Source organism: Neobacillus cucumis (assembly GCF_023715505.1).
Genome location: NZ_JAMBOH010000001.1, coordinates 310,239 through 331,939 on the forward strand (window position 1 = coordinate 310,239; position 21,701 = coordinate 331,939).

23 protein-coding genes are annotated in these 21,701 nt (G+C 39.1%); 1 reads left to right on the forward strand and 22 read right to left on the reverse strand.

Going from position 1 to position 21,701, the window contains the following annotated elements; all coding sequences use genetic code 11:
- Window positions 1-74: 74 nt before the first annotated feature.
- The 19 genes from aroA to M3226_RS01700 all read right to left on the reverse strand — a co-directional run bounded on the left by aroA (window position 75) and on the right by M3226_RS01700 (window position 18,459).
- Window positions 75-1,364, reverse strand: a complete 1,290-nt coding sequence (gene aroA, locus M3226_RS01610; protein WP_251561961.1) for a 3-phosphoshikimate 1-carboxyvinyltransferase — start codon at window positions 1,362-1,364, stop codon at window positions 75-77.
- Window positions 1,365-1,426: 62 nt separating this feature from the next.
- Window positions 1,427-2,533 carry a prephenate dehydrogenase gene (locus tag M3226_RS01615; RefSeq protein WP_251561962.1) on the reverse strand — a complete coding sequence of 369 codons (1,107 nt, stop codon included), beginning with the start codon at window positions 2,531-2,533 and terminating at the stop codon, window positions 1,427-1,429.
- A 31-nt stretch (window positions 2,534-2,564) separates the two neighbouring features.
- Complete coding sequence (gene hisC, locus M3226_RS01620; RefSeq protein WP_251561963.1) at window positions 2,565-3,653, reverse strand: histidinol-phosphate transaminase; 1,089 nt, start codon at window positions 3,651-3,653, stop codon at window positions 2,565-2,567.
- A 37-nt stretch (window positions 3,654-3,690) separates the two neighbouring features.
- A complete protein-coding gene (gene aroH / locus M3226_RS01625; protein WP_098533685.1) occupies window positions 3,691-4,065 on the reverse strand; it encodes a chorismate mutase in 375 nt (124 codons plus the stop codon).
- An 18-nt stretch (window positions 4,066-4,083) separates the two neighbouring features.
- Window positions 4,084-5,154 (reverse strand): 3-dehydroquinate synthase, encoded by a 1,071-nt coding sequence (gene aroB, locus M3226_RS01630; RefSeq protein WP_251561964.1) that lies wholly within the window; start codon window positions 5,152-5,154, stop codon window positions 4,084-4,086.
- Window positions 5,154-6,326, reverse strand: coding sequence for a chorismate synthase (aroC, locus tag M3226_RS01635; protein ID WP_251562344.1), 1,173 nt, complete (start codon window positions 6,324-6,326; stop codon window positions 5,154-5,156). Before aroC ends, aroB begins: the two co-directional genes overlap by 1 nt.
- Window positions 6,327-6,491: 165 nt before the next feature.
- Window positions 6,492-6,938 carry a nucleoside-diphosphate kinase gene (gene ndk / locus M3226_RS01640; protein WP_251561965.1) on the reverse strand — a complete coding sequence of 149 codons (447 nt, stop codon included), beginning with the start codon at window positions 6,936-6,938 and terminating at the stop codon, window positions 6,492-6,494.
- A 109-nt stretch (window positions 6,939-7,047) separates the two neighbouring features.
- Window positions 7,048-8,010: a heptaprenyl diphosphate synthase component II gene (gene hepT, locus M3226_RS01645; protein ID WP_251561966.1), complete on the reverse strand. Its 963-nt coding sequence runs from the start codon at window positions 8,008-8,010 to the stop codon at window positions 7,048-7,050.
- A gap of 43 nt (window positions 8,011-8,053) precedes the next feature.
- Window positions 8,054-8,758 (reverse strand): demethylmenaquinone methyltransferase, encoded by a 705-nt coding sequence (locus tag M3226_RS01650; RefSeq protein WP_251561967.1) that lies wholly within the window; start codon window positions 8,756-8,758, stop codon window positions 8,054-8,056.
- Between the two features lie 30 nt (window positions 8,759-8,788).
- Window positions 8,789-9,565 (reverse strand): heptaprenyl diphosphate synthase component 1, encoded by a 777-nt coding sequence (locus tag M3226_RS01655; protein ID WP_251561968.1) that lies wholly within the window; start codon window positions 9,563-9,565, stop codon window positions 8,789-8,791.
- A 171-nt stretch (window positions 9,566-9,736) separates the two neighbouring features.
- On the reverse strand, window positions 9,737-9,973 hold the full coding sequence (gene mtrB / locus M3226_RS01660) for a trp RNA-binding attenuation protein MtrB (RefSeq protein WP_098533695.1): 237 nt from the start codon (window positions 9,971-9,973) through the stop codon (window positions 9,737-9,739).
- Between the two features lie 34 nt (window positions 9,974-10,007).
- Complete coding sequence (folE, locus tag M3226_RS01665) at window positions 10,008-10,574, reverse strand: GTP cyclohydrolase I FolE (RefSeq protein WP_251561969.1); 567 nt, start codon at window positions 10,572-10,574, stop codon at window positions 10,008-10,010.
- Window positions 10,575-10,760: 186 nt separating this feature from the next.
- A complete protein-coding gene (locus tag M3226_RS01670) occupies window positions 10,761-11,033 on the reverse strand; it encodes an HU family DNA-binding protein (protein ID WP_007084878.1) in 273 nt (90 codons plus the stop codon).
- Between the two features lie 731 nt (window positions 11,034-11,764).
- A complete protein-coding gene (gene spoIVA / locus M3226_RS01675) occupies window positions 11,765-13,243 on the reverse strand; it encodes a stage IV sporulation protein A (protein WP_251561971.1) in 1,479 nt (492 codons plus the stop codon).
- Window positions 13,244-13,599: 356 nt separating this feature from the next.
- Entirely contained in the window at window positions 13,600-14,310 is a 711-nt protein-coding gene (locus M3226_RS01680; protein WP_251561973.1) for a hypothetical protein, read from the reverse strand.
- Window positions 14,311-14,344: 34 nt separating this feature from the next.
- Window positions 14,345-14,530 carry a DUF2768 domain-containing protein gene (locus tag M3226_RS01685; RefSeq protein WP_098532975.1) on the reverse strand — a complete coding sequence of 62 codons (186 nt, stop codon included), beginning with the start codon at window positions 14,528-14,530 and terminating at the stop codon, window positions 14,345-14,347.
- Window positions 14,531-15,289: 759 nt separating this feature from the next.
- The gene (locus M3226_RS01690) at window positions 15,290-16,342 is read right to left on the reverse strand and encodes an NAD(P)H-dependent glycerol-3-phosphate dehydrogenase (RefSeq protein WP_251561975.1); all 1,053 of its coding nucleotides are present in this window, start codon (window positions 16,340-16,342) and stop codon (window positions 15,290-15,292) included.
- 20 nt (window positions 16,343-16,362) lie between these two features.
- Window positions 16,363-17,673, reverse strand: coding sequence for a ribosome biogenesis GTPase Der (gene der, locus M3226_RS01695; RefSeq protein ID WP_251561977.1), 1,311 nt, complete (start codon window positions 17,671-17,673; stop codon window positions 16,363-16,365).
- Window positions 17,674-17,850: 177 nt separating this feature from the next.
- Window positions 17,851-18,459: a YphA family membrane protein gene (locus M3226_RS01700; RefSeq protein WP_251561978.1), complete on the reverse strand. Its 609-nt coding sequence runs from the start codon at window positions 18,457-18,459 to the stop codon at window positions 17,851-17,853.
- A 110-nt stretch (window positions 18,460-18,569) separates the two neighbouring features.
- Between M3226_RS01700 and M3226_RS01705 the strand changes: the two genes are divergently transcribed.
- Window positions 18,570-18,716, forward strand: a complete 147-nt coding sequence (locus tag M3226_RS01705) for a YpzI family protein (RefSeq protein WP_215043164.1) — start codon at window positions 18,570-18,572, stop codon at window positions 18,714-18,716.
- 30 nt (window positions 18,717-18,746) lie between these two features.
- On the opposite strand, the gene fni is transcribed toward M3226_RS01705, so the two are convergent.
- The 3 genes from fni to M3226_RS01720 form a co-directional block, all read right to left on the reverse strand.
- The gene (gene fni, locus M3226_RS01710) at window positions 18,747-19,805 is read right to left on the reverse strand and encodes a type 2 isopentenyl-diphosphate Delta-isomerase (RefSeq protein ID WP_251561980.1); all 1,059 of its coding nucleotides are present in this window, start codon (window positions 19,803-19,805) and stop codon (window positions 18,747-18,749) included.
- Window positions 19,806-19,816: 11 nt separating this feature from the next.
- Window positions 19,817-20,956: a 30S ribosomal protein S1 gene (gene rpsA / locus M3226_RS01715; RefSeq protein WP_251561982.1), complete on the reverse strand. Its 1,140-nt coding sequence runs from the start codon at window positions 20,954-20,956 to the stop codon at window positions 19,817-19,819.
- A 162-nt stretch (window positions 20,957-21,118) separates the two neighbouring features.
- A complete protein-coding gene (locus M3226_RS01720; RefSeq protein WP_251561984.1) occupies window positions 21,119-21,700 on the reverse strand; it encodes a lysophospholipid acyltransferase family protein in 582 nt (193 codons plus the stop codon).
- Window position 21,701: the final 1 nt, after the last annotated feature.

The window sequence follows — 21,701 nt, forward strand, 5'->3', positions numbered from 1 at the left end:
AAGCTATGCGAAGAATTGTGAATCTATTCCTTTTAGCAGTCATAAAAAAAGCAAAAGCTGCCTAAAAGGCAGCCTTAGCGGGTTAAGATATTTAAATGTGTAAAAAAGTTCGGGTAAGAAACCGAAATCGCTTCGAATCTTTCAAGTTCTACAGTATTCTCAGATAAAAGAGCAGCAATAGCAAGCATCATGCCAATTCTATGGTCTCCATGACTTGAAACCTTTCCACCGGTTAACTTTGATTTCCCATGGATAATCATTCCGTCATCGGTCGCTTCAATATCAGCCCCTAATTTCCTTAACTCTTGAACGACTGTATCAATACGATTTGTTTCTTTTACCTTTAATTCTTCAGCATCTTTAATGATGGTTGTCCCTTCCGCTTGTGTTGCAAGGAGGGCAATGATTGGAATTTCATCAATTAGTCTAGGAATTAAATTGCCTTCCACTACTGTCCCTTTCAGATTAGAAGTTTTGATGATGAGATCCCCAGCCGGTTCAAAATCATTGGTCTCTGCTTGGACAATCTCTAATTCCGCACCCATTTTTTGCATAACCTCGATAATCCCGGTTCTAGTTGGATTTAGCCCAACATTTTTTAAGACAATCTCACTGCCAGGAATTATGGCACCTGCAACGAGGAAAAACGCAGCAGAAGATATATCACCAGGAACATGAATAGTGGATGCTGTCAGATTTTGTCCGCCTTTTACCCTAATGGTCTGATTATCTTTTGTAATTTCACCGCCAAATTGTCGAATCATTCTTTCTGTATGATCCCGAGTCTCAGCAGGCTCAATAATCGTGCTCACTCCATCTGCCTGGAGTCCAGCAAGAATTAATGCAGATTTAACCTGCGCGCTTGCAACTGGAAGCTGATACTCAATAGACTGTAATTGACCGCCACGGATAGAAATTGGTGTAAAATCACCATTTTTTCGTCCATCAAGTTTAGCACCCATTTGGGTCAATGGGACCGTTACCCTTGTCATTGGTCTCTTACCAATCGATTCATCTCCCACGAGTGATGAGAAAAAGGGTCTGCCTGCTAAAATGCCCATCAATAATCGAATCGTTGTTCCAGAGTTTCCTACATCCAAAACCTCAGAAGGTTCTGTTAATCCTTCAAAGCCATTTCCAATAATTCGAAGCTCATCCTCTGATTCCTCAATCGTTACGCCTAATTTACGAAAGCATGAGATTGTACTTAAACAATCATCCCCCGGCAAAAAATTAGTTACCCTTGTTTCGCCATGGGCGATAGAACCAAACATGACAGAGCGATGAGATATAGATTTATCACCTGGGATTGTTACTTCACCAACTAAACGATTGACGTTGGTATTAAGTTTTAATGTTTCCATCTAAATCACCTTTTTTATTTCAAGATTTATCAGCGTACTAGTCAGCAGATTTTCTTTACCATTTAAGTACCCACTGAAGTTGCGAAGTTGGAATAACTTGCTATACATCGCTCAGCTCTTTGACGATCCTCTTCTGTTTGAAAACTAATCACTAAAACTCCATTAATATCTTCGCGCGTTTCTAAAATACGAATATTGGTGATGCTAATGTGTTCCTTTGCTAGATAACCGGTTATCTCTGAGATCACCCCAGGATAATCCGGAATATCCACATACAAGTCATAAAATGAAGGAATAGCCCCTTTTTCTTTCTGGGGAAGCCCATCGCGGAACTGCTTGGCTTGATTAAAATAATTGTATATAGCAGTACTGTTTTCTTGTTCTAACAGTGTTTTGACCTCATTCATTTCTGAGAGCCATTGGTTGAGTAATTCAATTAATATTTCACGGTTGTGAAGCAAGATATCTTTCCACATTTTAGGACTGCTGGAAGCAATCCTTGTAATATCACGAAAACCTCCCGCAGCAAGGCGGGGGATTAGACCCTCTGATTCAGAGAGTCTTTCGGTTTGCCGAACAATTGATGCAGCAATAATATGCGGAAAATGGCTGACGATTCCTGTAAGATAATCATGTGTATCCGGAGTAATTGTTAAGAATTTAGCATGTGTCCCGATTAACCACTCTTTTAGAGTATCCACCTTAGAGTTTTCAATATGGTCTTCTGGTGTTAATAAATAAAAAGCATTTTCAAATAAAATTTCCTTTGCTGCTGAGACACCGCTTTTATGCGAGCCAGCCATAGGATGGCCGCCAATGAAAGTAAACCCCTTTTTTGTTAAACTTAGACTGCTCTCAACAATTTTCCCCTTTGTACTTCCTGTGTCAGTTACTATCACTTCTGGATTAAGTGGAAGTTCAGAAAGGAGGTGAATGATTTCCTTAGTTTCATTAACTGGAGCAGCAATTATAATTAAATCAGCTCCAATTGCTCCATCCTGAATACTTTCTGCTATTTCATCTATGACACCAAGCATTTTTGCTAGTCTTGCCTGTTCGTAGTTAATATCGAATCCAACAATCTCCGAATCGAAATGTTCCTTCTTAATACATAATGCCAAGGATCCACCTATTAATCCTAAGCCAATAACAAAAACCCGGCCCTTCAATGTCCATCCCCCTATTTAGAGAAAACTGCTTCTAATTTGCCCCAAGAAATTCGCTTAGTACCTTTAAAACACCATCGTTTTGTGCTTCGGAGCCCACCGTTATTCTTACTGAGGTCGGGAAGCCGAGTGCTTTTCCGGAACGGACAATAAATCCTCTCTCTTGTAAATAATGAAAAATCTTATCTCCGTCTACTTTGAAATCTATTAAGATAAAGTTGGTCTGGGAAGGATAATATTCTAGATTATGCTGATCGCAAAATTTATAAAATTGTGCAATTCCCTGCCTGTTCTTTTCTTTACAATCTTCGACAAATTGCTGATCCTTAATTGCCGCACTTGCTGCTAGCTGGCCTAAAGAATTAACGTTAAATGGCTCCCTAGCAGGTTCTAAGGCCTTGATAATTGCTGGATTAGCTACCCCATAGCCAATCCTTAAGGCTGCTAAACCATAAATTTTTGAAAACGTTCTTAATACAATTAGGTTATCGAACTTACGGGTCAAACTAATAGAATTATAATAATCCTCGGCCACTACATACTCATAATAAGCCTCATCAAGAACCACAAGAATGTGTGGAGGAACTTTTTCTAGAAATGGGACTAATTTATTCTCCGGAATATATGTACCAGTCGGATTATTAGGGCTGCACAGCCAAATAACATTAGTCTGTTCATCAATGGCCTCTAACATAGAGTCTAAGTCATGCTCCCCGTTTATAAGAGGGATTTCCTTAATAATCGCTCCTTCAATTACCGCATTGTGCTTATACTGCGAAAAGGTTGGATGAGCCATTACTGTACTGGCATTTGGATGTAATAGAGCCCTTGAGATCATTTGAATTAAATTATCTGAGCCATTACCTAATATGAGCTCGTTCTCTTCAACCTCCAAAAAGGATGCAAGTGTTTCTCTTAAATTTGTCGCATAGCCATCAGGATAAATAGCCAGACTGGTTGGATTCGAATTTAGGGCTGAATGAACAGAATCTGAACACCCAAATGGATTTTCATTTGAGGCTAGTTTAACGATCTGTTCGAGATTAAATTGTTTCTTTACTGCATCAATAGACTTTCCTGGTTGATATGGAGTTAGTGTTAATAACTGTTCTTTCCATCTCATTTTCTCCACCCCGTTCGCTTTCAAAAGTTTGTTAATTTTATAATGCAACGCTGTTGTTTAAATCAGGTCTTAACACTTGTGCATCATTTAGATAAACATGGACAATCTTTTCCTGTGTAACACTTGTATTGACGTGCATCATTACTCTAACACACATCTTCAAGGAGTTAGGAACAGGCATTTCTCGCATACACATTACTGGTACATAGGTCCAGCCTGGGAATTTCCGCAATGCCTTAGCCGGAAACGCGGCATCAACATCTTCCGTTGTTGAAACTAATACGGAGGCGACGGAATCAGGCTGAATTTGATTTACCTCAATTAATTTAGCAAAAAGTTCCTCTGTCGCTGCAATAATTGCTTCTTCAGAATTAGCAGTAACCGTCGTGGCACCCCTCACACCTCTGATCATAAAACATTCTCCCTTATATTAAAATCTTGTCAACTCTTGCCATAATACCTCTTCAGATACTTCCTGGAGTAAAGGATGCCCCACTTGTTCAAGTAAAACAAAACGAATCGCATCCCCAACAGATTTTTTATCCTGTCTCATTTTCGCTATCAAGCTTTCAAAGGATAATTTTTTAGGTACGGTTGTTTCATAGCCTAATTCTGTAACCCAGTCAATGAATTCACTTATATTAAACGATAAACCTAATAAGTTATTACTTAACTTTAAGGCAAAAATCGTCCCAATCATTACTGCTTCACCATGCGTGAAATTTCCATAACCCATTTCTGCTTCGATCGCATGTCCAAGGGTATGACCTAAATTTAAAAAAGCACGGATTCCTGTTTCTTTTTCATCCTGCGATACGAACTTGTTTTTAATCTTTATCCCTTGTACAAGAGAAGCGGATAATTGTTCTTTTGTTATCGCATTTAAATTATCAATATTTAACCTTAACCAATCATAAAAATGAGGATCCGCTATAAGGGCATGTTTAATAACCTCCGCAAATCCAGATCGAATTTCATGAATGGGAAGTGTATTTAATAATTCAAGATCATAAAATACTGCTTCCGGCTGATAAAAAGCTCCAATCATATTTTTCCCAAGCGGATGATTGATCGCAACTTTTCCGCCAACGGCACTATCATGTGCAAGAATGGTGGTAGGCACTTGAATAAAAGGAATACCGCGCATAAACGAAGCTGCAACAAATCCGGTCAAATCTCCAACCGCCCCTCCTCCAAAGGAGAGAACAACCGATTTGCGGTCTAAACGACTGGCTAGGGCGGTTGTCAGGGCATCATAATATACCTCAAAGGTCTTTGCTTTTTCACCTGCAGGTGCCGTAAAAATGATCGGTTCCCAAGGTTTCAGCACTTGAAGTAATGTTTCAAGATGAAGCTTTGCAACTGTTTCATCCGTAATAATTAGTATTCTTGTAAGATCAGGGAAATGATTTGTCAAGAATACAGGAAGTTCATTTCTACACCCGTCTCCCACAAATACAGGATATTCCTTGGATTCTGTTTGAATTTGAATAGTTTCCATTAGAACTCCCTCGCGTATTCCCGATGTCTATTAAGTTCATCGACAAGGGTATCAAACCGATCACTATTAAACTGTTCAATAAGTGCGTTAGCAAGTTCCCATGCTACTACATGCTCAGCAACAACAGCCGCCGCCGGTACTGCACAACTGTCAGACCGCTCAACACTGGCCGCAAATGCCTCCTTTGTTTCAATATCGACACTCATCAACGGTTTATATAGTGTTGGAATTGGCTTCATAACTCCTCTAACGACGAGTGGCATCCCGGTCGTCATGCCGCCTTCAAAACCGCCAAGCCGATTGGTCTTACGGTAATAACCAACTTCTTTATCCCATCCAATTTCATCATGCACTTGACTTCCAGGCAAGCTTGCCGCTTCAAAGCCAATTCCTATTTCAACACCTTTAAAGGCGTTAATACTCATAATAGCTGCTGCTAATTTCCCATCCAATTTTCGATCATAATGAACATAACTTCCAATACCTGCAGGCATACCTGTTGCAATCACCTCGACGACCCCGCCGATGGAATCTCCATTTTGCTTTGCTTCGTCAATAGCTGACATCATTGCTTGCTCCACCTTGGGATCTGCAACGCGAACTGGAGATAATTCAGTGACTTCTTTTAATGTTTCTATCGCAAGGTTAGGGTCTACGGAGGCTTTCACCCCGCCTATTTCGACAACGTGCCCTACAATCTCTACACCAAGCAGTGATAATAGCTTTTTCGCGACTGCACCGGCTGCAACTCTAACCGTTGTTTCCCGTGCTGAAGAACGCTCTAATACATTTCTCATATCGTGGTGGCCGTATTTAATGGCCCCATTTAAATCCGCGTGACCAGGTCGTGCCCTTGTCACCTTCCGCTTGATTTCATCTTCTTGCCCTTCCTCTAAAGCCTCAATTCCCATAATCTTGGTCCAATGCTTCCAGTCATTGTTCTTTACCACTAATGCAATCGGTGAACCAAGGGTTTGTCCATGACGAACACCTGAAACTATTTCTGCAGTATCCTTTTCGATTTGCATGCGTCTTCCCCGGCCATAGCCTTTTTGCCGTCTGGCTAACTCATTATTTATATCTGAAGCTTCCAGCGGCATGCCTGCTGGTAAGCCCTCTAAAATTGTCGTTAACTGCGGCCCATGGGATTCTCCTGCTGTTAAATATCTCATTCCCATCGCTCTTTCCCCCTTCAACTCATTAAAGAATTATTTATCAATATAACATATTGAGCAAAATAAACATAGTATAACTATTCAGAAAATAAGGATAAAATTTTGTAATCGGATACAAAAAAAGGCACTCGTATATATTATACAAGTGCCTTTCAAGTTACATTAGTAAATCCACTCGTTCACTAACTTAGAATAATCAACTACTTCAGTTTCTTTAAAGAATAATCCAATTTCACGTTCCGCACTAGCCGGAGAATCAGAGCCGTGGATAACATTTTTTCCCACAGTAAGGCCAAAATCACCGCGGATCGTTCCTGGGGCCGCGTCCTTAGGATTAGTAGAACCCATCATTTGACGAGCTGTTGCAATTACATTTTCACCCTGCCAAACCATCGCAAAAACAGGTCCTGAAGTGATGAAATCAACTAATTCCCCGAAAAATGGACGCTCCTTATGTTCCCCATAATGTTCTTCAGCAAGCTCATTTGGAATACTCATTAATTTTGCCCCGACTAATTGGAAGCCTTTCTTTTCAAAGCGAGCTACAATTTCCCCAATAAGGTTACGCTGAACTCCGTCAGGCTTTACCATCAAAAATGTTTTTTCCATGGTTTCCACTCCTAAAAAAATATTATGTATATTGATTGTTAGTTTTGAACAATCCATGAAAATGTTATCATTTTTTTGAATATTTAGCAAGCTGACGCCGGCAAAGAAATTAGAACTTTCGTCTGCCTATATATTTAGCAATATCTCGCAATGTCCTTTTCGCTTTATTTTCTGGTAACTCTTCTAGTACTGTTAAAGCCTTATCTAGATATTGATCACTTAATGCATAGGATTTTTCAATCGCACCTGATCGTTTAATTAGGGAGATGATCCGTCCTATTTCCTCGAGTTCCATATTTTCATGTACCTTTTCAATTTCACAAAGTGTATGAGGATCATCCATAGCAAACAGGGCAGGGGCAGTAATATTTCCTTGTAGAAGATCGCTTCCGGCTGGCTTTCCTAGTTCCTTTTCAGTCGAGGTAAAATCCAAAATATCATCAATAATCTGATAGGACATTCCAACGTAATAACCAAATCGGAATAGTTTCTTATGATAATATTCTTCTACCCCTGCAGCAACAGCTCCTAATTGACAGCTTACTGCAATTAACAGGGCAGTCTTCCTTTTTATTCTCCTAAGGTAATCTCTAAGGTTTTGCTTAAAACGATATTTATCTTTTATTTGTTGTATTTCCCCCACAGTTACTTCGACAATCGTGTTCGCCAAAATTTTATGGGCCTCAGGTCTTTTAATATTTGTCATCAATTCGAGGGCAAGGGCAAAAACAAAGTCACCTGTATACATCGCTATTTTGTTATCCCATTTTGATTTTACAGTTGGTTGTCCCCGGCGAAGATCAGCATCATCTATCACATCATCATGAACCAGTGACGCCATGTGAATTAATTCCAATGCGACCGCTACATTTTTCAGTACCTGAATATCGTAATCACCAAATTTACCTGCAAGCAAAACAAAAACGGGACGAATTCGTTTTCCTCCAGCTTGTAATGTATGCATAGAAGCTTGTTTCAAAAGAAGAGACTCCGGCTGGATGGTCTCTTCGAGTTCTTTTTCTATTATGTTAATATCCGAATTCAAAAATGAATACATCATTTTTAATTTCATTTGTATTCACCCTGCTTTTCATCCCGTCTTCATTTTTGATGAATTAGATTTTTTTACCTATATGAACAGCGGCGGCACCACCACTATATGGTTTATATTTCACTTCATTGAACCCTGCTTTTTCAAACAGCTTGGCAAGCTCTCTCATCCCTGGAAAATCACGGGCAGATTCATGGAGCCATGAATACTCCCGGTAGCTTTTCGCCAAAAGTTTTCCAAACAAAGGCATGATAAAACGAAAGTAAAAATAATAAAGCTGTTTATAGCCAATTAAGGTAGGCTGTGACGTTTCCAGGCAAACTGCGATCCCGCCTGGTTTAACAACCCGATACATTTCCTTTAATACCTGCAGATAATCAGGTACATTCCTTAAGCCAAAGCCAATCGTAACATAATCAAAGCTATTATCAGGAAAAGGGAGTTCCATTGCATTTCCATGAATTAATGTCACCTGTTCCAGTCCTAAATCCTTAACTTTTTCTATCCCAACATTCAACATGTTTTGGCTAAAGTCTAAACCTGTCACTTTTCCTGTCGGGCCAACTGCTTCAGCTAAGGCAATGGTCCAATCAGCCGTTCCGCAGCAGACATCGAGAGCTTTTGAACCCGGTTGAACATTCATTCTTCTCATGGTATCCTTCCGCCACTTGATGTGTTGCTGAAAACTAATAACTGAGTTCATTTTATCATAGTTATCAGATATCTTTTCAAACACATTATGAACGCGCTGTTCCTTCGATTGCTGCATGTTTTACCCTTCTTCCACAAAAGTTTTTGCCTATGGCTGATACTGACCCAACAACGCTGTGACCCTTTTTGCAAGAAAGTCATTTAAGTTAGGAAGTTGTTTTTCTACAGCTTGTTTTAAACGTTCTATATATTCATCGCATGTCTGTATTAAACGCTGTTGTTTTTCTTTAGTTAAGTCTTCCAATTTTGCTTCAGTGAAAAGGAGTTTATTCAATGATTGAAATAAGATACTGCATCCCGATTGAAAATATTCGTTTCTCTCAATTAATAGCCTTTTAAATAATAAAAGGTCACCAAGAAAATCATCCCATAACTCTACTTTAAAATAATCGGCTACCTTTGACAGTAAAGAACTTTCGATTTTTCTAATTCCTGACATTAGACTCTCTATTCCATCGAGGTCAGTTTGATATACGAGGATTTTATGTTCGTTTACTTCTTTTACTCCTGCTGAAAGAGATTTTATCATGTTAATATCTTCTGCTTCCGCAAGAATTTGATAATATAGTCCGCTAAAATAGTCTCCAGCAAGTACAGTTAGTTGTCGTTTTTTCTCATCTATAGTCTCGCTTGATATATATTCATGGGTATCAAGGGCAATTTGGATTAACATGGTTGACAATGTGTAGTATTGTATCTGATTAAAAGAGAGTTCTAATGATTCCAGTAAAGAAACGAGGACTAACAGCTTTTCCTCATCTATTTTTGGGGTTTCAATAAATTCAAGCAAGTAGGAATCAAAAACCCTCTTTTCGACCTGCTCTTTTATCGTTGTAAATTTTTGTCGAATGTCGTGCACTGTCATCACCCTTGCTTCCCCGATGTAATCACTATATGTATTTTATATTGTCTATTTGAATGAAATTTTCATGCCCACCTAAAGAGAAAAATAAAACAAGGCAGACCCAATTATAACATAAAAGGTCTGAAGTGAGCAGGAATTCACAAAATAATCACTTACCATTCTAAAACGCGGTTATTTTCTAATTTCACTCTCAACTTCACCAAATTGAGTGAGAATTTTAGCGTTACCACGAATTTTAATCGCAGAGGTATGCTCCGTAAACTGAGCAATAAGGACCTCTCCTTTATCAAGCTTTTCCGAATGATGGAATCTGGTATCAGAGCCCCTTGTTAGGCCAATTACACTGACTCCATCATCTTGAGCTTTAATCACAACATAATCGCTATTTTGTGGATTACGTTTTTCCAATTTGACCACCCCATATGTCAAGAAATAATTAATTTCAATATTTAATTAAAGATAGGACTTCAGATCGTGCCACTGCATCATCAGCAAGAATTCCGCGGACAGCTGTTGTAACTGTTTTGGAACCAGGCTTTTTTACACCTCGCATTGTCATACACATATGTTCGGCTTCTACTACAACCATTACACCGCGAGGGTCAAGCTTTACCATCATACTATCTGCTATTGTTGAAGTAATCCGTTCCTGCAGTTGCGGCCTTTTAGCAACTGCTTCTACAGCACGAGCTAATTTACTAAGACCTGTGACACGGCCATTTTGTGGAATATAAGCAACATGTGCTTTACCAAAAAAAGGGACTAGATGATGTTCGCACATTGAGTAGAACGGAATATCTTTCACTAAAACAAGTTCTTCGTGATCTTCACTAAAAATGGTCTCAAAATGATGCTTTGGATCTTCATTTAAACCACTGAAAACTTCCTCATACATTTTTGCCACTCTTTTAGGTGTATCAAGTAGACCTTCACGATTTGGATCTTCACCAATTGCATCTAATATTAAACGTACCGCCTCTTCTATTTGGGCACGATTGACTTCCGACATACCGAATTCCTCCTAAAGTATATCTTTTAAGTATAAACACCAACTACATATTAGCACAATCATTTCATTCCAAGCAAAAAAATAGATGCCTACCGTTGATGTTTACCCTTTAAGTAGAAAAAAGGCCATGGACTTCTCCATGACCTTTTTGCCTAAGCTACCTGCTTAAAGCAATCATTTATGTAATTACTTAACTGCATCTTTAAGCGCTTTACCTGGTTTGAAAGCTGGTACCTTACTAGCAGCGATTTCGATTTCATCACCTGTTTGTGGGTTACGACCCTTACGAGCAGCACGTTCACGTACTTCAAAGTTACCAAAACCAATTAGTTGTACCTTATCACCATTTTTTAAAGCATCTAAAATCGCATCAAAAACAGCATCAACCGCTTTTGTAGCGTCCTTTTTTGAAAGCTCGCTAGCTTCAGCAACTGCATTAATAAGTTCTGTCTTGTTCATGCCATTCACCTCCTCCCGAAGAAATTATCAAGATTCGTAAATAAGATTACTTATCTACATTTCTAAACAATTTTTCTAATTTCTATACGTCATAGCAAGGTTTTATTACCAAAGTAATCCATTTTTACTACTTTGGTGACCTAAATCTATTTTTTTAATAAAAACCCAATAAAATAAAGGGTTCAAGCACTATAACGTAATTCTGTTAAAAGATTATCATAATCATTTCCGCATATCAAGAAGATTTCATGAAATAATGGTAATTCTTTCTTTTGTTCATCAATATACTGCTATATTTGACTTATTTTTGCACATATGTAGCAGCAATAAGAAAAGCGTAAGCGCCTTGGTCAGCCCCGATATAGGGCGACTTGTCGACTGGCCAGCGAAAGCAGGGTCAAAGACTAGTCGCCCTTAATGCGTACAGAAAGCGATAGCTTTCTGTAGCCAAGCACAAGACGAGCCTGCCGAAAGGTTGCTCTTTAACCTTTTGGACGGATTGATTTAAATGTGGAGGCGACTGTTCTGGGACGAATGCATAAGACGCACCCTGTAAGAAGGCGTTCTTTGCCTTCTTCAGGGGGTGGCTTATGACTTCAGTCCCAAGGAGCCGCAACTGGATAAGCTTGTGACCTCGAGGGGCTAGGCGCTGGAGCTAAACAATTCACTAGGTAAAAACTTTTTTATTTTCTTACCAATTAAAAAAAGGACTCCAAAATGGAGCCCAAATGTTAGAGGATAATCGCGATTAATCCGCCAGAACCTTCGTTAATAATTCTCTCTAATGTTTCTTTTAATTTATATCTGGCATTTTCCGGCATTAAAGAGAGTTTAGCTTGAATCCCCTCTCGAACAATAGAACTCAAAGACCTTCCAAAAATGTCAGAATTCCAAATTGATAGTGGATCATCCTCGAAGTCCTGCATTAGATAGCGGACTAACTCTTCACTTTGTTTTTCCGTACCGATAATCGGAGCAAATTCTGATTCTACATCGACCTTAATCATATGAATCGATGGAGCTACCGCTCTAAGTCTTACACCGAATCTAGCACCCTGACGGATGATTTCTGGTTCTTCAAGACTCATATCAGAAAGTGTTGGTGAGGCAATCCCATAGCCAGTTTGTTTAACCATTTTTAATGCATCGGCAATATGGTCATATTCTGCTTTGGCATGGGCAAAATCCTGCATTAATTCTAGCAGATGATCCTTACCTCTGATTTCCACACCGACAATTTCTTTTAAAATATCATCATATAACTCATCAGGAGCCATTAAATCGATTTCAGCAACACCAGAACCCATCTCTATACCAGCTAATCCGGCTTTATCAATGAATTCAAAGTCACTAAACTGTTGAACGACACGGTCAACATCTCGTAATCTCTTGATATCTTTAACTGTTTCTTTCACTGCATCCTGATAGCTCTCACGAAGCCAATGATTTTCTCTAAGCACCATGACCCAGCTTGGAAGGTTTACATTAACTTCAAGTACCGGAAACTCGTAAAGTGCCTCGCGAAGGACATTGAGAACATCACTGTCGCGCATGCTTTCTACGCTCATAGCAAGTACAGGAATATCATATTTTTCTGATAGGCTTGATCTTAGTGTTTCAGTGGCAGGGTGATATGGCTGAGCACTATTGACCACCATAATAAACGGTTTGCCAACTTCTTTCAACTCATTTATGACTCGTTCTTCTGCCTCAATATAGTTACTTCTAGGAATTTCACCAATTGTTCCATCAGTCGTTACTACAACCCCAATAGTTGAATGTTCCTGGATCACTTTTCTAGTGCCAATTTCAGCCGCTTCATGGAATGGAATAGGCTCCTCATACCATGGCGTATTAATCATCCTAGGTCCATTTTCATCTTCATAGCCCTTAGCGCCTGGTACTGTGTATCCCACACAATCTACAAGCCTGATATTTACATTAAGCCCCTCATCAACATGCACAGTGGCCGCCTGATTTGGGACAAATTTCGGCTCAGTTGTCATGATCGTTTTACCTGCTGCACTTTGCGGAAGCTCATCTTGTGCCCGAGATCTTTCAGCTTCACTGTTTATATTCGGTAAGACAACAAGCTCCATGAACTTTTTAATAAAAGTCGATTTACCTGTTCGTACTGCACCGACTACTCCTAGATAAATATCACCGCCGGTTCTCTCGGCAATATCTTTAAAAATATCAACCTTTTCCAAGTGATCCCCTCCCGATCATAGAGTAAAGTGGGATAATATCATCCATATTAGGTATTTTTGGACAGTATATATTTATGACGTTGTCCTATCTTGTTATGACACTTTTCTAAAATTTTTACCCCCTTGTTAAAATTTCACAAAGATGTGCTGATATCTGACTTTCTCTGAGCATTTAGTTGTATGGAGGGTTTCTAACTATGGTTAACGGATATGGAGAGAACATTTGGTCCATATCGCCATTATATGATTAAGCATAAAAAACCCTTCTCCTACAATATATTTCATAGGAAAAGGGTTATGACAAAAATTAAAGCAGACCATCTTCTATCAGTAGAGAATAGGAGCAATCAACATTCTTATTTTTCTAAAAACACAGGTTCTTTTGACTTAGGATCAATTGTATAGGGCAGGGAATAGGCAGGAACAAACATGGAATTATCAACTAATATAGAGCGTATATCTTCGCCAGGTTTCGGCTCCTTCCCCGTCTTTTTTAGGGCCTGATAGAGATCGGGCCGATAATCAACGTAAACCTCGGCATTACCATCTATGACAAATGAAAGGTTTTGATTAGTAAATGGGCTAACAGCGTACGGAGCCTTCTTAAATCCAAGTTTAGAATATTCGAGTGAAAATACATTTTTGGCAATTTGTTCTTTATATGGTGGATAACCATTTGTTTTGATCCTTAGTTTTATATCACGAATGGTTTCCGCCAATCTTAAGTCCAACAATTTAACGGTAGGATTGGTCTCCACATCTATAAGCACATATTGAAATATACCACCGCTCTCATAAGCATTTCCCGGTGGTTCAGCTATATACTTTGGAGCAATCTTATTAAAATCAATTGGGTACTTTTGATAAATCGGTGTTTTCGCATCCTTAGTTTTAATGGGCAGTATCCCGCCATTATCCTTTTGAAAGTCATCAACTGCCGTCTGTACGGCTTTGATTTGGTCTTTATATGGTACCTGATTTTGCGTTAATTCTTCTTGCGGATACATGCAGCCAGATAAAAGTACTGCTGTAATCAGTAGAAAGCTAAACAACATTTTTCTTTTCATAAAATCACCTTTAGATTTATGTATAGTTGAAAATTCAAGTGAAGAAAACAATCAGTAAGGTCAATCCTGCTACAATCATAAATAAATAAGCAATAATAGCTGTTATCATTCGAAAGATTCCTTTTAACTTATATCGGCTCAAATAAATCGTTATAATGGCAAGAAACATAAGAGCCATACCCGCAATGGATATCCACATTTTTATCATGGCTGGCGACAATTTTATTCCCCCTTTTTCGAAGATTAATTATAACATAGCTATTATTATAAAAAAATTTTTTTAAAAAGAACAAAAGCGCAAGCGCCTTGAACAGCCCCCCGACAAGCATAAGACGCTCAGGGAATGAAGGCATTCTTTGCCTTCATTCCCTGAGCGGCTGTAGACCACCGAGGGGCTAGGCGCTGGAGCTGGACGTCGATAGTCCGTTTTTTAATAGTTATCCACAAGCGAAAATTTTATTATTTCCTTAACGATAACAAAAGCGCAAGCGCCCGTTTAGCGGCGTATGGCCTGGAGCGCTTTGACTGAGATAAAAGAAAACTGAGAAGGGCGGAGGCGCCTTGACCAGGAGCGACAGGCATAAGACGAGCCCGCGAGAAGGCTGATCTTTAGCCTTCTTGACGGTTTGGCTTATGAACCCGAGCCCCTAGGCGCCGAGCTAGACAACACGAAGAGCGCAAGCGATTCGATGTTGACTTATCGCAGGGAAAAGAGCGAAGGACACTAGCCGTTGGGCGCTGGAGCTGGACGTGTATTTACCTGTAAAAAGTATTTATAATTACTAAATCTATAATATCCTAGAACACAAAAAAACTGAAGTAAAGAGGGGCGAGTTCTTTACTTCAGCCATTTTCTGGACTAAATAACCCATTCACCAACGTCTACTACCAGGTTGCTTCGTTGCATTGTATGCAACCTAGAGAAAAAACGCATCAGGAGAACGCCTATTTTCTTAATAAAAATGCACTTTTTTACTCTTCAAAGGGATTTTTCTTCAAGAACATTTACTAAATCTTCCATTTCATGAGTTCTGCCGCGTGACATTAAAACATCGACGGCATCTTTTGGATTTTTGCCGTTAAATAAGACATTGTAAAGGGCAGATGTAATCGGCATTTGAACATCATACGTTTGTGCGAGCTGATAGGCCGCTTTGGTAGTTCTTACACCCTCGACAACCATTCCCATATTATCGAGAACCTCATCCAAGGTTTTTCCCTTACCAAGCAGATTACCCGCTTTCCAGTTCCTTGAATGAACACTTGTACATGTTACAATTAGGTCGCCAATTCCTGCTAAGCCGGAGAACGTTAATGGATTGGCACCCATCTTTGTGCCGAGACGGGCTATTTCAGCTAGTCCTCTAGTCATTAAGGCTGCCTTTGCATTATCACCATAACCAAGTCCATCTGTGATTCCTGCAGCCAAGGCGATAATGTTCTTCAATGCACCGCCAATTTCCACACCAATCACATCTGAATTTGTATATACACGGAAATTTTGATTGATAAATAAATCCTGAATTCGTTCAGCTGCTTCCATATTTTCCGATGAGACGGTAACGGTTGTTGGATGTCTAAGACTGACTTCTTCAGCATGACTTGGGCCTGAAAGAACAACGACATCCTTTAGAAGCTCTTTAGGCATTTCTTCTTTTATGATTTCGCTTATCCGCAACAGGGAATTAGGCTCAATTCCCTTACTAACATGTGTAATGGTTAGCGGTGCCTTCTGGACTGCCCGAATCTTACCTAGCACTTCGCGGATCGCTTTTGTCGGAACCGCCAAAATAATGTTTTCAACTTCCATTAAGGCATCTTTTAGCGAGGCATAACTGACAATTAAGTCAGGAAGTTTGATTTCAGGTAAATATTTTTGATTAGTATGAAATTGATTTATTTCCTTTACCTGATTCTCATTATGACTCCATAAACGTACTTCTTGGCTATTGTCTGCAAGTACCATTGCAAGGGCTGTTCCCCAGCTTCCTGCACCAATAACAGTTACTGCTGTTTTGTTATCCTCCTGCATAACCCTTCACCCGCCTTTTATTATTTTCTTTCTCGAGCATAAATCTTGATTGGGGTCCCCTCGAATCCAAAAGCATCCCTTATCCTGTTTTCAAGAAAGCGCTCATAGGAAAAATGCATTAATTCAGGTTCATTCACAAACACAACAAAGGTTGGAGGTTTGACAGCTACTTGGGTTGCATAATAAATCTTTAACCGTTTTCCTTTATCGCTCGGTGTCGGATTCATCGCAACCGCGTCCATAATCACATCATTTAACACACTTGTTTCAACACGCATTGAATGGTTTTCACTGGCAGTATTGATCACAGGCATAAGAGTATGAATTCGCTTTTTAGTTTTTGCTGATAAGAAAACAATCGGAGCATAGCTAAGAAATAAGAAGTGTTCTCTTATTTTTTGTTCCAATTCCTTCATTGTTTTCTCATCTTTTTCAACTGCGTCCCATTTATTAACTACAATCACAACAGCTCGTCCTGCTTCATGAGCATAGCCTGCTATTTTCTTATCTTGCTCAATAATTCCTTCTTCTGCGTTAATGACCACTAATACCACATCAGAACGTTCGATAGCCCTTAATGCACGGAGTACACTATACTTTTCTGTAGTCTCATACACTTTTCCTTTTTTTCTGATCCCTGCTGTATCAATAATGACATATCTTTGCCCATTATAAGTATACGGTGAATCGACAGCATCACGTGTTGTACCGGCAATATCGCTGACGATGACACGGTCTTCTCCTAAAATGGCATTCACTAAGGAAGACTTTCCAACATTTGGGCGCCCAATTAAAGAGAACTTAACCACATCTTCATCATATTCTATTGGCTTAGATTTAGGGAAGTGTTTGGCTGCCTCGTCTAATAAATCACCTAGACCTAGTCCATGTGACCCTGAGACCGGGATCGGTTCTCCAAACCCCAATGAATAAAAATCATAAATAAACTCACGCATATCAGGGTTATCGATCTTATTAACCCCTAATACGATTGGCTTTTTGGATTTATAGAGAATTTTTGCTACTTCTTCGTCCGCCGCTGTTACCCCTTCACGACCATTGGTTAAAAAGATAATCACGTCAGCTTCATCAATGGCCACTTCTGCCTGTTGACGGATCTGCTCTAAAAATGGCTCGTCACCAATATCAATTCCACCGGTGTCAATTACATTAAAATCATGTGTTAACCACTCACCTGAACTATAAATCCGATCTCTAGTTACTCCAGGTATGTCTTCGACGATGGAAACACGCTCACCGACAATCCTATTAAAAATAGTCGATTTTCCAACGTTGGGTCTTCCTACAATGGCAATAACAGGTTTCACCATTAAAATCGCCATCCTTTCTGATATATTTCACAATTGTGTTATTAGTTAGCATTATTCAAATTGAAAGTTCTCACGTAAGTAAAGAAACCCTTCTGTTAACAAGAAGGGCCTAACTTCAATTATTTTAACAATGTTAATCCTTTCCCGCAATGGAAAGGATTCTCCACTCAACCCATTTTATGAAGATTTTTGTTTTCCTTTTTCAAAAAAGTGATAGTGTGTTTGGATAAATGTACTTGCATTTTCGATTGCACTCCAGCCTACTAGTAAAGCAGATATTAATGCACAGGCATCTAGATATTCAGACCCGCTTATCTCATATGGAAAGGGAAATTCACTTAAGGTATAGGCATACAAAAACTCTCCTTGCATTGTTCCGCAAATTGTAATCAGTAATCTTCCTTTTAAGGTTTTCTGAAGCAGGATGGCGAGGTATCCGAAACAAATTCCCAACATCCATTCCTTTTTAAAAATAATCCAGACCGGGTCAAAAATCTCAAACAAATGAAAAGCGACATACCCAATCGACACAATCAAGGAACAGATAAATAAATAAAATATTGCTCCTCTTTTTTCCTGGCTAATAAATATATAGCAAATCATTAATAAAAACAATCCACTGGCATGAATGTCAAATTCGCCAAGATTAAACTGAATATTGGATAATAGGAGCACGATTAAAATAATTGCAGATAGTTTTCGCCGATATAAATTTTTCTTATCGGCCAAAAATGTGAGATAAACCCAAAATGACCAGGAAATCCAATAAAACATTAAACCACCCATACATACACCTCCTATTATTTTCATTATTGGTAATCTTTATGTACTTTCATACTTCCTTGAATAATATTTGAATCGTGAATCATCTTATTAAGAGGAGGTGTGGAACATAAATGGGAAAAGACCGCCAAGAAAAAAAGCTGGCCGCAAGCGGGCGTGCTGGGAAAGACCGTGATCAAGCTTTGCATTATCCTGGCTCAACAAAGTTATCAAGTCCAGAGGAAGCTAGAGATCTTAATGATGGGAAATATGACGAATAAATGGTAAAAGCTCTCGCAGGTGCGAGAGCTTTATTTCATTTTACGATTGCTATATTGTTTGGTATCGATACCTCTTTGAGTTAACCAGTGATAGGTTTTACCTGAAATAATGATGGGTGCTTTCTTTAAGTCCGCTATAGACTTTGCACCTAATGCAGTCATAATCATCGTTAATTCCATATGAAGGTTTTTAATTTCTTCGACTAAAACATCCAATCCTTCCTCTACAAGTATTTGCAAGAAGAAACCGGCTAAACCAATAGCGCTGGCGCCAATCGCTAAACCCTTTGCAATATCTGAGCTTGAGGAAAAACCACCGGACCCAATAATGGGAATACCATTAGAAACGCTTGCTGCCTCAATGATTGAAATCGGTGTAGGGATCCCCCAATTATTAAAAAACGGCAGCGACTGTTCCCTGCGCTTATTTTCTATTTCGGCAAAATTGGTTCCCCCAGAACCTCCCACATCGACAAAGGCAGCACCTGCAGAAAATAAGGATTCAACCGTTTCCCTAGACATACCAAAGCCGACTTCCTTAACAATAACCGGCACATCCACACCTCTGGAAATCTTTTCAATTCTATTTAAAGAATCAGTAAAATCCCGATCCCCCTCGGGCATCGTTAGTTCTTGAATGACATTTAAATGAATTTGCAAGGCATTGGCTCCAATCATATCAATGGCCAATTTAGCATTTTCAATTGTCGCTTCACTACCCAAATTGGCGATGACAATCCCATTTGGATTCTCCTTACGGACAATTTCATATGTATATCTTTCACGTTTATCTTTGATAGCAGACATTTGTGATCCAACAGCCATTGCAACGCCGGTATGCTTCGCTGCGATTGCTAGCTGCTTGTTAATTTCATATGTTTTTTCTCCGCCGCCGCCCGTCATTGCATTGATAAAAATTGGCGAACTTAAAGAAAGTTCGCCAATTACGTCATTTAATCGAACATCAGACACTTGGATATTTGGTAAGCTTTGGTGAATAAATTGGATATCATCGAAAACTGTAGAACGATTTTGCCTATTTCCCAAGGCAAAGCGAATATGATCCCATTTTCGTTCAGATCTTGACACTTACATCACCATTATTTTCCTAGATTCTTTAGTTTATCTCCGATCATTTCTCCAAGCTGGAACCCTTTAGATTCTTCAGGTAGCTCGTAATCAAAATTTTCCTCAGCCTCTTTTTCAAGCAATTCCTTTATGCTTAATGATAAACGCTGATCTTGTTGGTTTACATCAAGTACCTTCACTTGTACTTCTTGACCCTCTTTTAAAACTTCATGCGGAGTTCCAATATGTTTATGAGCAATTTGAGAAATATGAACAAGTCCTTCTACACCAGGGAATACTTCCACAAAAGCTCCATAAGAAACTAATCTTTTCACTGTTCCATTTAAAACACTTCCTTTAGGAGCTTTTTCAGAGATATCACTCCAAGGTCCTGCAAGTGTTTCTTTTATGGATAATGAAATTCTCTCATTATCCGGATCAACACTTAATACTTTCACTTTCACTTGCTGTCCTTCTTGGACAACGTCAGAAGGCTTATTAACATGTTCATGGGATAACTGAGAAATATGAACTAACCCATCAATTCCGCCGATATCTACAAATGCACCAAAATCAGTTATTCTTTGTACGGTTCCATCAATAACCTGTCCCACTTCTAAAGAACTAAGACGGTTTTGCTTTAACTTTCCTTTTTCTTCTTCTACAACTGCACGATGTGAGAGGATTAAACGATTTTTTTCCTTATCTAGTTCAACGATTTTAAATGATAGCGTACGTCCTTTGTAGTCGCTGAAATCCTCAACAAAATGAGCTTCAACAAGGGATGCAGGAACAAATCCACGAACGCCAAGGTCCACAACTAGTCCGCCTTTTACAACGTCCTTAACCTCTGTTTCGAAAACCTCTCCAGCTTGAAATTTTTGCTCTAAGCTTTCCCAAGCTTTTTCAGCATCCACTTTCCGTTTTGATAGTACTAAAGCATCTTCTTCTACCTTAGTCACTTCTAATTCGAGTTCATCGCCTTCTTGAACAGCATCAGATGCCTTTTCAATATGAAGACTTGATAGTTCACTGATTGGGATAATACCATCAAGCTTACTGCCTGGAATATTCACAAGCACCTGTTTTTCCTCTACCTTAGTAACTTGTCCAGTTACTTTATCCCCGATTTCAAAGTTTTTAACTTCTACTTGATTTAGTTCTTCCGACATATGTATTCCTCCTTATTCCATTTACTCTAAAAAATCTATATATGATTTGGTGAGAAGCAGACTGCATACACCATATATAAAATAAAACATAACACATAGAATTTTCAAAAAAAATCTCTTTTTATTAACTTCTTACAAATAGCCTTTTTTGTCAAGCAGAACCTATTTATGCTCTTTTATAAGTTTATCGATTTCTGACATAATTAATTCAGTAACCTGCTCTGCCGAAGCTTTTGTTTGCCTCATTTCAGTCATATCGATTGGTTTACCATAAACCATTTTTAATTTTTTGAGACTTTTATACGGACCAATAACGGCACATGGAACAACATATGCTTCCGTTCTTAATGCAAAAAAGCCAGCCCCTGAAAGTCCTTTACCTAGTTCCCCGGTTTTGCTTCTGGTTCCTTCCGGAAAGAGTCCAAATACGTGTCCGTCTTTTAAAAGCTTTAAACCAGTCCGTAGAGCCTCTCGGTCACTGAATCCTCTTTTTACAGGGAAGGCATTACATTTTCTAACGATTCCTCCAAGTACCGGGACCTGAAAAAGCTCATCTTTGGCCATATAATGCACTGGACGAGGACACATAATTCCGACAACGATTGGGTCAATTACAGAGATATGGTTGGAGCAAAGTAGCACTCCGCCCTCTTTCGGGATATTTTCTACCCCAATTGCTTGTATTCGGTACCATGGTTTGAAGATGGTATAAACCACCGATCTGGCAAAATCATAAAATGTCACA

Excerpts from the sequence above, each read along its gene's own strand:
- M3226_RS01690 (WP_251561975.1), bottom strand. The coding sequence starts at position 16,342 with ATGCAGGAGGATAACAAAACAGCAGTAACTGTTATTGGTGCAGGAAGC.
- aroB (WP_251561964.1), bottom strand. The coding sequence starts at position 5,154 with ATGGAAACTATTCAAATTCAAACAGAATCCAAGGAATATCCTGTATTT.
- aroC (WP_251562344.1), bottom strand. The coding sequence starts at position 6,326 with ATGAGATATTTAACAGCAGGAGAATCCCATGGGCCGCAGTTAACGACA.
- M3226_RS01680 (WP_251561973.1), bottom strand. The coding sequence starts at position 14,310 with ATGAAAAGAAAAATGTTGTTTAGCTTTCTACTGATTACAGCAGTACTT.
- M3226_RS01670 (WP_007084878.1), bottom strand. The coding sequence starts at position 11,033 with ATGAACAAGACAGAACTTATTAATGCAGTTGCTGAAGCTAGCGAGCTT.
- hisC (WP_251561963.1), bottom strand. The coding sequence starts at position 3,653 with ATGAGATGGAAAGAACAGTTATTAACACTAACTCCATATCAACCAGGA.
- M3226_RS01705 (WP_215043164.1), top strand. The coding sequence starts at position 18,570 with ATGGGAAAAGACCGCCAAGAAAAAAAGCTGGCCGCAAGCGGGCGTGCT.
- ndk (WP_251561965.1), bottom strand. The coding sequence starts at position 6,938 with ATGGAAAAAACATTTTTGATGGTAAAGCCTGACGGAGTTCAGCGTAAC.
- folE (WP_251561969.1), bottom strand. The coding sequence starts at position 10,574 with ATGTCGGAAGTCAATCGTGCCCAAATAGAAGAGGCGGTACGTTTAATA.
- hepT (WP_251561966.1), bottom strand. The coding sequence starts at position 8,010 with ATGAAATTAAAAATGATGTATTCATTTTTGAATTCGGATATTAACATA.
- der (WP_251561977.1), bottom strand. The coding sequence starts at position 17,673 with ATGGTGAAACCTGTTATTGCCATTGTAGGAAGACCCAACGTTGGAAAA.
- aroH (WP_098533685.1), bottom strand. The coding sequence starts at position 4,065 with ATGATCAGAGGTGTGAGGGGTGCCACGACGGTTACTGCTAATTCTGAA.
- aroA (WP_251561961.1), bottom strand. The coding sequence starts at position 1,364 with ATGGAAACATTAAAACTTAATACCAACGTCAATCGTTTAGTTGGTGAA.
- M3226_RS01655 (WP_251561968.1), bottom strand. The coding sequence starts at position 9,565 with ATGACAGTGCACGACATTCGACAAAAATTTACAACGATAAAAGAGCAG.
- M3226_RS01650 (WP_251561967.1), bottom strand. The coding sequence starts at position 8,758 with ATGCAGCAATCGAAGGAACAGCGCGTTCATAATGTGTTTGAAAAGATA.
- rpsA (WP_251561982.1), bottom strand. The coding sequence starts at position 20,956 with ATGTCGGAAGAACTAAATCAAGTAGAAGTTAAAAACTTTGAAATCGGG.
- M3226_RS01700 (WP_251561978.1), bottom strand. The coding sequence starts at position 18,459 with ATGGGTGGTTTAATGTTTTATTGGATTTCCTGGTCATTTTGGGTTTAT.